Origin of the sequence: Streptococcus sp. LPB0220, from assembly GCF_008727815.1 — a bacterium.
GTDB lineage: Bacteria > Bacillota > Bacilli > Lactobacillales > Streptococcaceae > Streptococcus.
The window spans coordinates 245404-258901 of sequence record NZ_CP044230.1; the positions used below are offsets into that span (position 1 = coordinate 245404).

14 protein-coding genes, 1 other RNA gene and 1 pseudogene are annotated in these 13498 nt (G+C 45.7%); 9 read left to right on the forward strand and 7 right to left on the reverse strand.

What is annotated here, in order from left to right; all coding sequences use genetic code 11:
* Positions 1 to 3: 3 nt before the first annotated feature.
* Together ssrS and LPB220_RS01445 are read right to left on the reverse strand one after the other, a co-directional pair.
* Positions 4 to 196, reverse strand: a non-coding RNA gene (ssrS, locus tag LPB220_RS01440) — 6S RNA.
* Between the two features lie 66 nt (positions 197 to 262).
* Entirely contained in the window at positions 263 to 1534 is a 1272-nt protein-coding gene (locus LPB220_RS01445) for a replication-associated recombination protein A (protein WP_150905176.1), read from the reverse strand.
* A 114-nt stretch (positions 1535 to 1648) separates the two neighbouring features.
* Between LPB220_RS01445 and LPB220_RS01450 the strand changes: the two genes are divergently transcribed.
* The 8 genes and pseudogenes from LPB220_RS01450 (at position 1649) to dtd (ending at position 8560) form a co-directional block, all read left to right on the forward strand.
* Positions 1649 to 2119 carry a DUF3013 family protein gene (locus LPB220_RS01450; protein ID WP_150905178.1) on the forward strand — a complete coding sequence of 157 codons (471 nt, stop codon included), beginning with the start codon at positions 1649 to 1651 and terminating at the stop codon, positions 2117 to 2119.
* 53 nt (positions 2120 to 2172) lie between these two features.
* Positions 2173 to 2715: a hypothetical protein gene (locus tag LPB220_RS01455; RefSeq protein WP_150905180.1), complete on the forward strand. Its 543-nt coding sequence runs from the start codon at positions 2173 to 2175 to the stop codon at positions 2713 to 2715.
* A 49-nt stretch (positions 2716 to 2764) separates the two neighbouring features.
* Complete coding sequence (locus tag LPB220_RS01460) at positions 2765 to 3199, forward strand: NUDIX hydrolase (RefSeq protein ID WP_031574864.1); 435 nt, start codon at positions 2765 to 2767, stop codon at positions 3197 to 3199.
* Positions 3196 to 3669: a GNAT family N-acetyltransferase gene (locus LPB220_RS01465; RefSeq protein ID WP_031574866.1), complete on the forward strand. Its 474-nt coding sequence runs from the start codon at positions 3196 to 3198 to the stop codon at positions 3667 to 3669. The genes LPB220_RS01460 and LPB220_RS01465 overlap by 4 nt, the downstream gene beginning before the upstream one ends.
* A 137-nt stretch (positions 3670 to 3806) precedes the next feature.
* Complete coding sequence (gene prmA / locus LPB220_RS01470) at positions 3807 to 4757, forward strand: 50S ribosomal protein L11 methyltransferase (RefSeq protein WP_150906778.1); 951 nt, start codon at positions 3807 to 3809, stop codon at positions 4755 to 4757.
* A 1-nt stretch (position 4758) separates the two neighbouring features.
* Positions 4759 to 5502, forward strand: a complete 744-nt coding sequence (locus tag LPB220_RS01475) for a 16S rRNA (uracil(1498)-N(3))-methyltransferase (RefSeq protein WP_150905182.1) — start codon at positions 4759 to 4761, stop codon at positions 5500 to 5502.
* Between the two features lie 188 nt (positions 5503 to 5690).
* A pseudogene (locus LPB220_RS01480) lies at positions 5691 to 7910 on the forward strand (RelA/SpoT family protein).
* A 206-nt stretch (positions 7911 to 8116) separates the two neighbouring features.
* Positions 8117 to 8560, forward strand: a complete 444-nt coding sequence (gene dtd / locus LPB220_RS01485; protein WP_150905184.1) for a D-aminoacyl-tRNA deacylase — start codon at positions 8117 to 8119, stop codon at positions 8558 to 8560.
* A gap of 21 nt (positions 8561 to 8581) precedes the next feature.
* Here the strand turns inward: dtd and LPB220_RS01490 are convergent, their stop codons facing one another.
* Positions 8582 to 9235, reverse strand: coding sequence for a metal-dependent transcriptional regulator (locus tag LPB220_RS01490; protein ID WP_150905186.1), 654 nt, complete (start codon positions 9233 to 9235; stop codon positions 8582 to 8584).
* Between the two features lie 124 nt (positions 9236 to 9359).
* Between LPB220_RS01490 and LPB220_RS01495 the strand changes: the two genes are divergently transcribed.
* Positions 9360 to 10385, forward strand: a complete 1026-nt coding sequence (locus LPB220_RS01495) for a DUF3114 domain-containing protein (protein WP_150905188.1) — start codon at positions 9360 to 9362, stop codon at positions 10383 to 10385.
* 33 nt (positions 10386 to 10418) lie between these two features.
* Here the strand turns inward: LPB220_RS01495 and tpx are convergent, their stop codons facing one another.
* The 4 genes from tpx to LPB220_RS01515 form a co-directional block, all read right to left on the reverse strand.
* Positions 10419 to 10913 (reverse strand): thiol peroxidase, encoded by a 495-nt coding sequence (tpx, locus tag LPB220_RS01500; RefSeq protein WP_049473113.1) that lies wholly within the window; start codon positions 10911 to 10913, stop codon positions 10419 to 10421.
* A 79-nt stretch (positions 10914 to 10992) separates the two neighbouring features.
* Positions 10993 to 11922: a metal ABC transporter substrate-binding lipoprotein/fibrin-binding adhesin FimA gene (gene fimA / locus LPB220_RS01505; RefSeq protein WP_150905190.1), complete on the reverse strand. Its 930-nt coding sequence runs from the start codon at positions 11920 to 11922 to the stop codon at positions 10993 to 10995.
* Between the two features lie 11 nt (positions 11923 to 11933).
* Complete coding sequence (locus LPB220_RS01510; protein ID WP_118397261.1) at positions 11934 to 12776, reverse strand: metal ABC transporter permease; 843 nt, start codon at positions 12774 to 12776, stop codon at positions 11934 to 11936.
* On the reverse strand, positions 12773 to 13495 hold the full coding sequence (locus LPB220_RS01515; RefSeq protein ID WP_150905192.1) for a metal ABC transporter ATP-binding protein: 723 nt from the start codon (positions 13493 to 13495) through the stop codon (positions 12773 to 12775). Before LPB220_RS01515 ends, LPB220_RS01510 begins: the two co-directional genes overlap by 4 nt.
* Positions 13496 to 13498 lie beyond the last annotated feature (3 nt).

Here is a 13498-nt window from a genome sequence, read left to right on the forward strand (position 1 = left end):
ATATAAAAAGCTGTATTGGTGCCGAAACTTCACGATTTGTATTGAACCCGCGCAATTAAGCAGGTGGGCAACTCGCTCTGACTTAGCTGCTTCCGCGTGAAACGGCCTGCATACTGCCAGAAGTCTTTTGTTTCCCTAATAATACAAAAAATAGTCGGTCAACACTTAAGTGTGAAGTCGTACACCACAGCGTTTCTATATGTATATGATACCACATTTTGAAAATATTTCAAGGAAAAATCTCAATTTTTTGAAACCGATGTCACTTTTTCTTAAATTGATCAATCTTCTCCTTGGTGGCTCCGAGAGCACGTTCGTACTTGCCATTTTCATTGGGAATAAAGTAGGAAGCGTGTTTGAGCTTGTCTGGCAGGTAGTCTTGCTTGACCCAGTTGCCAGGGTAGTTGTGGGGATATTTATAGTTTTGCGCATTTCCCAGTTCCTTGCTTCCAGCATAATGACCATCGCGGAGGTGGCGAGGAATGGGAAGATTGCCAGAACTTCTAAGGTCAGCCAAGGCCTTGTCCATGGCGACGTAGGCAGAGTTGGACTTAGGCGAAAGGGCTAGATCGATGACGATGTTGGCGATGAGAATGCGGGCCTCAGGAAAGCCGATACGCTCAGCTGCCTGAAGGGATGTTACGGTATGGATCTGCGCATCTGGATTGGCCAGGCCGATATCCTCATAAGCGATGACGGTCAAGCGACGAGCTAGGCTAGGTAGGTCTCCCGCTTCGATCAAGCGAGCTGCATAGTGGAGACTAGCATCGACATCCGAACCGCGGATAGACTTTTGCAGAGCAGAGAGAACATCGTAGTGGCCGTCTCCATCCTTGTCCATGGTGATATAGCTACGTTGGAGGCTATTTTCCATGATGTCTAGCGTAATATGGCGGACGCCTTCTGCATTTTCAGAGGTCGATAGCACTGCCAGATCGAGAGAATTAAAGGCGGAACGAAGATCTCCATTGGTCGAGGTAGCGATGAAATCCAAAGCGTCCTCATCGAGCACGACTGGAAAATTAAAGCCACGCTCGGGATCATCTAGCGCCGTTTTTAGAGCTTGCTTGACCTCCTCCGTCGTCAAAGGTTCCAGCTCAAAGATCTGTACGCGGCTTCGAATAGCGGGTGTGACAGAGAAAAAGGGATTTTCAGTCGTTGCACCGATCATGATGACCAGACCGCTTTCGAGCAAAGGCAAAAGAAAATCTTGCTTGGTTTTATCGAGGCGATGGATCTCATCCAAAAGCAGGACCAAGCCACCAGAAAATTTGGCTTCTTCTGCGATTTCTTGGAGGCGTTTTTTACTATCAACTGTTGCATTAAAGGTCCGAAAGGCATACTTGGTCGTTCCTGCGATGGCAGAAGCAATACTGGTCTTTCCGATCCCCGGAGGTCCATAGAGAATCATGGAGGACAGACGATTGGCCTCGACCATGCGACGAATGATTTTGCCTTCTCCGACCAGGTGCTGTTGACCGATGACTTGATCGATCGTCCGTGGTCGCATCCGGAGTGCGAGATTGTCGGGCATTTCCTTCTCCTTTCTAGCTTTGTCTCCTTTCAAAGAGGCGTTTTTTATGGTAAGATTGTAGTAACTATTGTATCATATTCCGCTCTAAGAGTGGGAAATTAGAAAGAGGACGCTATGTCTAAATACGGATTTTTGGATATTTTAGAAGAGGAGATGGACAAGGTTTTTCCTTTTGATTTTGAGATCAATTGGGATAAGAAAAACCATGCGGTAGAAGTGGCTTTTCTCTTGGATGTACAGAATACGGGAGGGGTTGCCCTGGTTGATGAGGCTGGTGAAGAGTCTGATGAGGATATCTTCTTTGAAGAAGCCGTCATCTTCTACAATCCAGCCAAGTCGCATGTGGAAGAAGATGCCTATTTAACAGCGATTCCTTATGAGCCTAAAAAAGGCTTGTCTCGTGAGTTTCTAGCCTATTTTGCGACTTTCCTTCGAGATACAGCCGAGCTGGCCTTGGATGAGCTCATGGATTTCTTGGCAGACGAAGAAGCAGAGAGCTTTGAGATCGTCTGGAACCAAGAAGTTTTTGAAGAAGGCAAAGTTGGCCTAGAAGAAAGCACCTTTTATCCCTATCCGAGATATTAGAAAAGATTCTAAGTGTTTTTTTGAATACTGGATTCAAGGAGAAGGGGAAAACTATGCTAGAAAAAGTCAAACAGTTTTTCAGGAGAAGGTCAGATAAATCTGAGCAATCAGTTTGCATTCTGCCCCGCAATCGCTTTGCGAATTTAGATTTTGAGCGAGTATTGAAGTCAGGAACTCGTTGTTGTGTTGATGAAGATGGGCACTATGTTGAGGATGGTAAAATCACATTATTTGAATTTTCTATAGACTTTGCAGAATTTGAGTTCATAGGTGATTTCAAAATTGAGGAGGAAGATCAGTTTAAGCAACTATTAGCTCGTTTGAATAGTTTTGACAATGCCATTCAGTCCTATTTGGAAAGTGAGATGCAACAACCCATCCCTCAGTATGCTAAGGATCTAGGCTATACTCAGAAGAGGTGGGAGAAAACCTTTTACTTCCATCCTTGGATATTAAGTTTTGAGGAAAACCCGCCTAATCTTCGCTATGTTGCAGATTATGTAAATGATGAGTTTACGGTTTATTTTGCTAAAAAACATGGCAGATGGCAAGCATACTGGGATGCAGAGTGCCAAAAAGTAATCGAAGAAAGCTAGCTCGTATTTTCCTAGAGAGTAATTGTTATCATAGAAAAGAGTAAATATCATGGAATTATTGGATAGCAGAATGGATTTCCAAGGTTGCAAGATTGCCTTGATTTGTGGGGATAAGGTCTTGACTATCTTACGTGATGACAAGGACGATATCCCTTGTCCCAACATGTGGGAGTTGCCAGGTGGTGGTCGTGAAGGAAACGAAAGCCCTTTCGAGTGCGCAGCGCGTGAAGTTTATGAGGAATTGGGAATTCATTTAGATGAAGACTGTCTGCTTTGGAGCAAGATTTATCCTAGCGTAATCTTTAAAGACAAGCAATCGGTCTTTATGGTTGGTCAGCTAAGACAAGAACAATTTGACAATATTACCTTTGGGAATGAAGGACAGGCCTATAAACTGATGCCTATTGAGGAATTTTTGAAGTCTAAACAGGCAGTGCCTCAGCTACAGGGGAGATTGAGGGATTATTTGGAGGAAGGTTTATGATAACACTTGTTCGAGCGGGAGCAGAGGATTTAGAAACTATTATTGCAATTCAGAGAGCTAGCTTTAAGGCTGTTTATGAAAAATACCATGATGAATATGACCCTTATCTCGAGGACCGTGAACGAATCAAATGGAAACTGGCAGAGCGTCCCAATAGCTATTACTACTTTGTAAAAAAAGATGAAGAAAACATCGGATTTTTACGAGTTCAGACCAATGAAGAGTTAACGGAAGCTTGGTTAGGGACCGCAGCGATTTTGCCTCCGTATCAGGGAAAAGGGTATGGTTCTGAGGGACTGAGATTGCTAGAAGAGGAATTGTCAACCATCACACAATGGGATTTGTGTACGGTATTACAGGATGCGAGAATGGTTGCCTTCTACGAGAAAAATGGCTACCGTCAAACTCATATCGAGCCTGAAAAAGAAGGTATGGATATGGTCTACATGAAAAAATTGATTGACAAATAGAAAGGATGGTTCGGTTAAATTTCTAAACTGAACCTGCCCTAAACACTGTGCCAAAAATATAAACTTCTCTTAGACACAAGCGTCTTCAGAGAATTTCCAATTTTGGCTTTGTGTTTTACGGGCTTGGTATCTTAATGATGGAAACATGGCAAGAGTTAAAAGTTACAGTGAAGCGTGAGGGAGAGGAGTTGGTTTCCAATCTCTTGATCGAGTTAGGCGCCCAAGGGGTAGCAATCGAAGACAGCATGGATTATGTGGGAAATGTCGACCGCTTTGGTGAGATTTTTCCTGATGTCGAGCAGCAAGAAGAAATCGTGGTGACGGCCTACTACCCGGAAACGGTTGATGTAGCAGCGGTTGAAGCGGACTTGCAGGCTCGCTTAGCAGAATTGACGGATTTTATGGATCTAGGAGAGGTCAAGATGGGGACGACTGCCTTGGCTGAGGAAGACTGGGCAGACAACTGGAAGAAATACTATGAACCAGCTCGTATCACTCATGACTTGACCATCGTGCCGTCATGGACAGACTATGAGGCAACGGCGGGAGAAAAGATTATCAAGCTGGATCCTGGTATGGCCTTTGGAACAGGAACCCACCCGACAACCAAGATGAGCCTCTTTGCCTTGGAGCAGGTTCTTCGCGGTGGCGAAACAGTGCTAGATGTGGGGACTGGTTCAGGTGTCCTTTCTATCGCCAGCTCACTTCTAGGTGCCAAGGAAATCTTCGCCTATGACCTGGATGATGTGGCGATTCGTGTCGCTCAGGAAAATATTGAGCTCAATTCTGGCATGGAAAACATCCATGTAGCCCCAGGTGATTTGCTCAAGGGCGTGGAGATTGAGGCAGATGTCATCGTGGCCAACATTCTAGCGGATATCCTTATCCATCTGACAGATGATGCTTATCGTTTGGTCAAGGACGAAGGTTACCTGATCATGAGTGGCATTATCAAGGACAAGTGGGACATGGTGCGTGAGTCGGCTGAGTCGGCTGGATTTTTCCTTGAAACCCACATGATCCAAGGGGAATGGAATGCCTGCGTCTTCAAGAAGACCAAGGATGTCTCCGGTGTGATTGGAGGCTAGCATGCAGCAGTATTTTGTAAAAGGCTTGGCTAGCTCACCTGTCACCATAGAGGACAAGGAAACCAGCAAGCACATGTTTCAGGTCATGCGCTTAAAAGAAGAGGACGAAGTTACTCTAGTCTTTGATGATGGGATCAAGCGCTTGGCGCGCGTGGTCAATGTGGAAGCCCGTCAATTGGAGCTAATCGAAGAATTAGCTGATAATGTGGAACTGCCAGTCCAAGTGACCATTGCATCAGGCTTTCCCAAGGGAGATAAGCTGGAGTTCATCACTCAGAAAGTAACAGAACTGGGTGCTAGCCAAATATGGGCCTTCCCTGCAGACTGGTCCGTTGCCAAGTGGGACGGCAAGAAGTTGGGTAAAAAGGTCGAAAAACTAGAAAAAATTGCCCTTGGAGCAGCCGAGCAAAGCAAGCGGAATTTGGTCCCAAGCATTATCCTTTTTGAGAAAAAGGCAGACTTTCTAGCACAACTTGACCAGTTTGACCGGATCGTGGTGGCCTATGAAGAGTCAGCTAAAGAGGGGGAGGCAGCTACTCTGATTCAGTCGCTGACCGGATTAGAAGCTGGAAGTAAACTACTCTTTATCTTTGGACCAGAGGGCGGTCTATCCCCTGCAGAAATTGAAAGTTTTACAGCTCAGGGAGCAGTGTTAGCAGGACTTGGTCCTCGCATCCTACGAGCAGAAACAGCCCCACTCTATGCTCTCAGTGCCGTGAGCGTTGTTACAGAATTAATGAACTAACGAAGTGAAGGAATCGCTTCGTTAATTTTTTTACAAAAAACTTTTACGAATGATGAAAGCAAGGTGGATCCCAGAATGATCTTCGAGAAGTATCCGTGTATTAAGTATCCGTATATTAAAGTAGCTTCATTGGTTCCCATCTGCTTCTAAAAGTGTTAAAATAGTATCCAAGAAACTGGAGAAAATACATGCCGAAAGAAGAGAATTTAACAGGGGACCAAGTCGTTGCCCTTACAAAAAAATATTTATCACCTGAAGATGTTGCTTTTGTGCAAAAGGCTTTGGTCTATGCGGTTGATTGCCATAATGGGCAATTCCGTCAGTCTGGCGAGCCTTATATCATCCACCCAATTCAAGTGGCAGGGATCCTTGCCAAGCTGAAACTGGATGCTGTGACGGTCGCCTGTGGCTTTTTGCATGATGTCGTGGAAGATACGGATGCGACTTTAGATGATTTAGAGCGCGAATTTGGTCATGATGTGCGCGTGATTGTCGATGGGGTGACCAAGCTCGGGAAGGTCAAGTACAAGTCCCATGAAGAGCAGTTAGCGGAAAACCATCGCAAGATGCTCATGGCCATGTCTCAAGATATCCGTGTCATTTTGGTCAAATTGGCAGACCGCTTGCATAATATGCGTACCCTCAAGCATTTGCGCAAGGATAAACAAGAGCGCATTTCGCGTGAGACCATGGAGATCTATGCACCGCTAGCCCACCGTCTCGGGATTTCCAGCGTCAAGTGGGAGCTTGAGGATTTGTCCTTCCGTTATCTGAATGAAGTCGAATTCTACAAGATTTCGCATATGATGAAGGAAAAACGTCGCGAGCGAGAAGAGTTGGTCGAAGAGGTTGTCCACAAGATTGAGACCTATGCTGGGGAACGCCATCTGCATGGGAAAATTTATGGTTGACCAAAGCATATCTATTCGATCTATCGCAAGATGCAGGATAAGAAGAAACGCTTTGATGAAATCTATGACTTGATTGCCATCCGCTGTATTTTGGATACTCCAAGTGATGTTTATGCTATGCTAGGCTACATCCATGAGCTCTGGAAGCCAATGCCGGGGCGTTTTAAGGACTATATTGCCAACCGGAAGGCCAATGGCTATCAGTCTATCCATACGACTGTATATGGCCCTAAAGGACCGATTGAATTCCAGATCCGAACCAAGGAAATGCATGAGGTTGCTGAGTATGGGGTTGCGGCTCACTGGGCCTATAAAAAAGGGATCAAGGGTCAAGTCAACAGTAAGGAATCGGCCATTGGAATGAATTGGATCAAGGAGATGATGGAACTCCAAGACCAGTCAGGCGATGCCAAAGAATTTGTTGAAAATGTAAAAGAAGACATCCTGGCAGAAGAAATTTACGTCTTCACACCAGATGGAACCGTGCGCTCGCTTCCGAAAGATTCCGGACCGATCGATTTTGCCTATGAAATCCACACTAAGGTTGGGGAAAAAGCGATTGGTGCCAAGGTCAACGGCCGGATGGTGCCTCTTAATACCAAACTTCGGACGGGAGATCAGGTGGAGATTATCACCAATGCCAATTCCTTTGGTCCGAGCCGTGACTGGCTGACCCTTGTTAAAACTAGCAAGGCGCGCAACAAGATCCGTCAATTCTTTAAAAATCAAGACAAGGAATTGTCGATTAACCGGGGTCGGGACCTCTTGATGGCCCAATTCCACGAGCATGACTTGGTAGCCAATAAGTTCATGGACAAAAAGCACATGGACAAAGTGCTACAAAAATCAAGTTACAAGACGGAAGAAGCCTTGTTTGCGGCGATTGGTTTTGGAGAGATCGGAGCTATTACCATCTTTAACCGCTTGACGGAGGATGAACGCCGGGAAGAAGAACGGGCTAAGGCACGCGCAGAAGCAGAAGAGCTAGTCAAAGGTGGCGAGGTCAAGGTTGAAAATAAAAAAGACACCTTGAAGGTCCGTCACGAAGGTGGCGTGGTCATCCAAGGCGCTTCTGGGCTCTTGATTCGGATTGCTAAGTGCTGTAACCCAGTTCCAGGCGATGAAATCGTTGGCTACATCACCAAAGGACGCGGTGTTGCCATTCACCGTCAGGACTGTATGAATCTCCGAGCTCAAGACAACTACGAGCAACGCTTGATCGATGTCGAGTGGGAAGATAACAACACGACCAAGGACTACATCGCTCACATCGATATTTACGGACTCAACCGTGCCGGACTTCTGAACGATGTGCTACAAGTCCTCTCCAATACAGCTAAGATGGTCTCGACCGTCAATGCCCAACCAACCAAAGATATGAAATTTGCCAATATCCACATTTCCTTTGGGATTCCAAACTTGTCTATGTTGACAACAGTTGTGGATAAGATTAAGAGTGTACCGGAGGTGTACTCTGTTAAGCGTACCAACGGCTAGTCGGCTGCTCAGTTATCTTTTATTGCTTCGTTAGCTCGTCTCGCCGTACTACAGTACTGTCTTCGTCTCGCTACCTCGCACTAAAAGCAACTGAACAGCCTTTACTTTTCAGATAGTGTGCCTGCGTCTCACTGCCTTGTCTGAGATTGATGTTCTTTCAAGGGTGGCAGTGAATGCTCGATAGATTTATAAAATAGGATAGTAAAATGAAATTAGTGATTCAACGGGTCAAGAGTGCCTCGGTTTCCATTGATGGTCAAGTCTACAATGCGATCCAGCAAGGTTTGCTGCTTTTGGTGGGAGTAGGGCCTGAGGATGACCAGAAAGATTTAGATTATGCGGTTCGAAAGGTATCGCAGATGCGTATTTTCTCAGATGAGGAAGATAAGATGAATCTTTCGGTCAAAGATATCCAAGGAGAAATCTTGTCGATCTCTCAATTTACCCTCTTTGCGGAGACAAAAAAAGGCAACCGTCCTGCTTTTATAGGGGCTGCCAAGCCAGATATGGCCAGTCAGTTATATGATGCCTTTAATGATCAATTAGAAAAAGAAGTCCCTGTCAAACGAGGGATCTTTGGAGCCGATATGGCGATTGAATTGATCAATGATGGTCCGGTGACGATTTTACTAGATACAAAAAATCCATAAGTAAGAAAACATGCAGTCGGGTTAGACTGCATGTTTTTCAATATAGAGTTGTTGGGCGATCACTTGGTTGATAGAAATTTCTTGTCCTTGGATAACGAAGTGATAGAGGCCTGTGTAATCATCATACCGTTGAAACGCAATGGTATCACCGATCTGGAGATGGATCTGGTCTAAGAATTTTAACAATTCATAGGTGTCATAGACCCTTTGCAGAATATACAGACCAGGTTGGGTCGTTTCACTGAGACGGTCTTGGTAGGCTTCGACAAGCCTTTCGCCTTTCTTTGGAATTGTCCCACCGTGAGGGCAAGTCTTAGGGTTTCCAAGCATGTGATCCAGCCGGTCGATGAAATGTTCAGAAACAGTATGCTCGAGAACTTCTGCCTCTTCATGGACTTCTTCAGTTGTGTAGCCAAGTTTTTCCAGCAGAAATACTTCGATCAAGCGGTGCTTGCGGTAGAGATCAGAGACCAATTGCGAACCCAGATCTGTTAGTAGATAACCATGGTTCTTATCTTTTACCAAGAGGCCCTCAGAGACCATGCGCTTAATCATCTCGGTCACAGCAGGCGGAGAGACCTGCATGCGACTGGCGATTTCCTTATTACTGATTTTTTCTACTTCTGTGCCAATTTCATAAATGCACTTGAGGTAATCTTCTTTGTTTGGTGTCATGCTTTCCTCTTTTCTTCGCTCACTTCTAGTATATCAAAAAAATCCTCAAAAACGCTAGTGGAGTAATGAGAATTGTCTCAAGCTCCAAAAGATGGTAGTATAGTAGCATAGAAAGGACGGCATCATGAACAGACGGGAATTAGCGAGACTAGGCTGGAGAGAAAATAGTTTAGCCTATCTAGAGAAGCACTTGCAGGGATACAAAGATCCACAAGCCTACCAAGAACAATACCAGTCTATCTTTTTCTTTGCCAGTCCTCTGTTTCAAAACATGTGGTTTCAAGAGATCAAAGATCTAACGGAGACTGCTGCCCAAGACTTACTGAGGGGCGTCATGAAAATTCTCCTAATGCCGAGTGACTTGTCTGGAACTTGTGAAGGAACAGCCTTTCTTCTGAGTAGGATGGCTCCAGATTGTCCGCCAGGATCCGACTTTTGGACGGCATTTTCACGCGTCGTGCAGGTCGCCTTTGAAAGGGATCCCTTAGCGGATCAGTCGGGAGATCAGCTTTTGAAACGCCAGGTTCACCAGTTGCGTTACCTACTTTCAAGTTACCAGGCACAATGGATTAGGATGCATGACTCGAGAGCTGGACAGACTGACGAGGAGGCCTTACAAGCTTACCTACAGGAGGCTAAAGCTGTCACGGTGGATGCTTATGCGGCTGCTCGCCTTCACAACAAGGTCTCCCTAGGGCCAGATGGTCACCTTCATTATCCATCAGGAGCCTCCCGACAAGTCAATTTCAAGGTCTTGTTAAATTTTCATACGGAGTATATTATCGATCAAGCTGGGCATTTCCTCAATGAAGTCGATCCAGTAGAAATTTCTGAAAATGGCATTGTCAATGGTGCCAGTTTTAACTACGGGTTGGCTAGGGGCCGGACCCATAAGGACTTAGATATTGACCCCGTCAAAGCTTGGGATCCAGCCTTTCGCAAGCATGTCCTCTATCAGCAAGATGTTCGCTATCTAGCTCCGAAGAATGACCGAGGAGAGCAAGGTTATTGGAGTCGAAAAGGAGTTTTTGTACAAGGAGGCAAGAGCTATAAGCAACAAGTGGCAAGACGCGTGCGAAGTTTCCTCAGAGGCATCCCTCGCTTACGCTGGCGGGTTCTCCTCCAGAATGGGCTCCATCGGATTTTATAGCAGACAAAAAGAGGTCGCAGACCTCTTTTTCGTTTACCCAAGTGCTTTGACGGCTTCGATTGCAGCGTCGTAATTGGGTTCGCTGTTGATGTTGTCTAAGTATTCAACGTAAGTCACCTTGTTGTCTGCATCTAAGACCAAGACAGCGCGTGCGAGCAAGTGCCATTCATTGATCAAGAGGCCGTAGGCTTTTCCGAAGGAATGGTCGTAGTAGTCTGAGAGCATGATAGCATTGTCGAGTCCTTCAGCAGCGCACCATTTACCTTGAGCAAAAGGAAGGTCGACAGAGACCGTCAAGACGACAGTGTCGTCCAAGTCCGACAAGGTCTTGTTGAAGTGACGTGTTTGCATCGAACAAATCCCTGTGTCGATGGATGGGATGATGCTGAGGACTTTTTTCTTGCCAGCAAAATCAGCTAAAGATTTCTTTTCAAGAGCTGGAGTGATCAATGAAAAATCATGAGCCATTTCCCCTACTTGAAGTTGAGATCCGGTAAAGGTAACAGGGTTTCCTAAAAATGTTGCCATAAAAAGACTCCTTTTTTTGTTTTTATTGTACCGCAATACCGGAGGAGGGGCCACTGATTTGTTTAGAAATCTGAAGGGGCTACTGACTCAAACCTTCTGCGATCTTGTCTAAGTTCCACTTCATCATGCTGTAGTAGCTATCGCCCTTTTCTCCTTCTTTGGCAATGGAATCAGTGAAGATCTTTGCATAGATTGGGATGTCGGTATCTTTAGACACAGTTTTCATAGGACGTTCATCGACACTGGATTCAACAAAGAGGGCAGGCACCTTGGTTTGACGGAGCTTTTCTACCAGCGTTTTGATTTGGTCAGGTGTGCCTTCTTCTTCCGTATTGATTTCCCAGATATAGGCAGATGGGACGCCATAGGCTTTGGAGAAGTACTTGAAGCAACCTTCGCTGGTTACGATCATCTTCTTGTCTGCTGGGATGTTATTGAATGCTTGCTTGGCTTCTTGGTCGAGCTTACTGAGTTTTTCAGTATAAGCAGCTAGATTCTTTTCGTAGAAGTCCTTGTTTTTCGGATCTTTGGCGATCAATTGTTTGGCAATGTTTTTAGCGTAGATAATCCCATTTTCAAGGTTGAGCCAAGCGTGTGGGTCTTCTTTTCCAGCTTGGTTTTGGCCTTCTAGGTAGATGACGTCGACTCCCTCACTAACAGCGAAATAGTCCTTGTTTTCTACTTTATTGGCATTTTTGACCAACTTGGTAAACCAAGCATTGCCACCGGTTTCAAGGTTGATCCCGTTGTAGAAGATCAGGTCTGCTTGCGAAGTTTTTTTGACATCTTCTGGTAGTGGTTCGTATTCGTGGGGATCTTTGCCGACGGGAACGATACTGTGGAGTTCGATCTTATCCCCAGCAATATTTTTGGTCATATCTGCAAGGATCGAATTGGTGGTGACCACTTTCAATTTACCAGAAGCTCCAGAAGAAGACCCCTTGCTACAGGCTAGAAGGCCAAATAAGAGCGCCACAAAGAGGGCGAGGACAGAAGCGATTTTTTTCATGTGTTTCTCCTTTAATGAGACGAAAGAGCGTGCTTGTTCTTTCTCTGCTTAGGAGCGATAAAAAAGCTGATGAGAAAGAAGACGGCAGAAGTGAGGACAATACAAGATCCAACGGCGATGTTCAAACTATAGCCAATAAAGAGTCCCAGAACGGATGCAAGAGCACCTAGGCTAGAGGACAAAAGCATCATGGACCAGAGGCTATTGGAATAGAGATAGGCTGTCGCAGCAGGTGTGATGAGCATGGCGACGATGAGAATGGTCCCGACACTCTGCATAGCAGTGACAGAAACCAAAGTCAAGAGCACCATGAGGAGGTAGTGATAGATCTTGACCCGGACGCCCATGGATTGAGCTAGAACGGGATCAAAAGAAGTAAGTAGCAAGGGGCGAAAGAGCAGGACAATTACCAGCAAGACCGCCACCCCAACACCGATGGTCATCCACATATCCTGGTCTTGCACGGCCAAGATATTCCCAAAGAGGATGTGGAAGAGGTCGGTGGAACTTTTTGCGACTCCAATCAGGATGACTCCTAAGGCAAGGAAAGAAGAAAAGGTAATCCCTATCGCTGTGTCGCTCTTGATGATGGAGTTACTCTTGATATAGGTGATAAGGATGGAAGCTAGAAGCCCAAAGACAATGGCGCCAATAAAGAAATTGATGCCAAGGATAAAGGACAGGGCCACCCCCGGAAGGACCGCGTGTGAGATGGCATCTCCCATGAGAGACATTCCTCGCAAAATGATAAAGCATCCGACAGCTCCAGCGACAATCCCGATGGCAATAGCTGTGATCAGGGCATTCTGTAAGAAGTGGAATTGTTGTAATCCATCGATAAATTCTGTAATCATCCGACGCCACCTCCTATAAAGAGTTCATGCCCGTAGGCTGCATGCAGATTCTTCTTGGTAAAGGTTTCCTCTGTTTTTCCAAAAGCAATCAGCTTACGATGGAGAAGGAGGACCTGGTCGAAGTAAGCAGGGACCTTGCTGAGGTCGTGATGGACGATCAGGATGGTCTTGCCTTCTTTTTTCAAGGTTTTTAGTGTTTGCATGATGATGTCTTCGCTAACGGAGTCAATCCCTGCAAAGGGCTCATCCAAAAAGATGACCTCTGCTTCTTGGACCAAGCAGCGGGCGATTAGGACCCGTTGGAATTGCCCTCCTGAAAGCTGACCAATCTGGCGATCTGCTAGATCAAGAAGATTGACAAGCTTCATTGCATTTTCCACCTTTTGGAGATCTTCTTTGCTTTTTCTCTTGAAGATAGAAAGATGGGGATAGAGACCCAGTGAGACACACTCCCGCACCGTGATGGGGAAGTGGAAATCAATAGCGGATTTCTGTTCGACGTAGGCCACTCGTTGAAGAGCTTGGCCGAGATCTTTTTGATCGAGCAGGACCTTTCCCGAATGAGGGAGAAGTCCTAGCATGGCCTTGATCAGGGTTGATTTTCCAGCTCCGTTGGGTCCAAGAATGCCTAGGATGGTTGGACCCTGGATGGTGAGGGAAAGATCCTCCAAGGCCAGTGTTTGCTGGTAGGCAACACTTAGATGTTCAATTTGAATCATGAT

What these genes read in the sequence shown, in the direction of transcription:
- LPB220_RS01445 (WP_150905176.1), bottom strand. Translation starts at nt 1,534, where the DNA reads ATGCCCGACAATCTCGCACTCCGGATGCGACCACGGACGATCGATCAA.
- LPB220_RS01450 (WP_150905178.1), top strand. Translation starts at nt 1,649, where the DNA reads ATGTCTAAATACGGATTTTTGGATATTTTAGAAGAGGAGATGGACAAG.
- LPB220_RS01455 (WP_150905180.1), top strand. Translation starts at nt 2,173, where the DNA reads ATGCTAGAAAAAGTCAAACAGTTTTTCAGGAGAAGGTCAGATAAATCT.
- LPB220_RS01460 (WP_031574864.1), top strand. Translation starts at nt 2,765, where the DNA reads ATGGAATTATTGGATAGCAGAATGGATTTCCAAGGTTGCAAGATTGCC.
- LPB220_RS01465 (WP_031574866.1), top strand. Translation starts at nt 3,196, where the DNA reads ATGATAACACTTGTTCGAGCGGGAGCAGAGGATTTAGAAACTATTATT.
- prmA (WP_150906778.1), top strand. Translation starts at nt 3,807, where the DNA reads ATGGAAACATGGCAAGAGTTAAAAGTTACAGTGAAGCGTGAGGGAGAG.
- LPB220_RS01475 (WP_150905182.1), top strand. Translation starts at nt 4,759, where the DNA reads ATGCAGCAGTATTTTGTAAAAGGCTTGGCTAGCTCACCTGTCACCATA.
- dtd (WP_150905184.1), top strand. Translation starts at nt 8,117, where the DNA reads ATGAAATTAGTGATTCAACGGGTCAAGAGTGCCTCGGTTTCCATTGAT.
- LPB220_RS01490 (WP_150905186.1), bottom strand. Translation starts at nt 9,235, where the DNA reads ATGACACCAAACAAAGAAGATTACCTCAAGTGCATTTATGAAATTGGC.
- LPB220_RS01495 (WP_150905188.1), top strand. Translation starts at nt 9,360, where the DNA reads ATGAACAGACGGGAATTAGCGAGACTAGGCTGGAGAGAAAATAGTTTA.
- tpx (WP_049473113.1), bottom strand. Translation starts at nt 10,913, where the DNA reads ATGGCAACATTTTTAGGAAACCCTGTTACCTTTACCGGATCTCAACTT.
- fimA (WP_150905190.1), bottom strand. Translation starts at nt 11,922, where the DNA reads ATGAAAAAAATCGCTTCTGTCCTCGCCCTCTTTGTGGCGCTCTTATTT.
- LPB220_RS01510 (WP_118397261.1), bottom strand. Translation starts at nt 12,776, where the DNA reads ATGATTACAGAATTTATCGATGGATTACAACAATTCCACTTCTTACAG.
- LPB220_RS01515 (WP_150905192.1), bottom strand. Translation starts at nt 13,495, where the DNA reads ATGATTCAAATTGAACATCTAAGTGTTGCCTACCAGCAAACACTGGCC.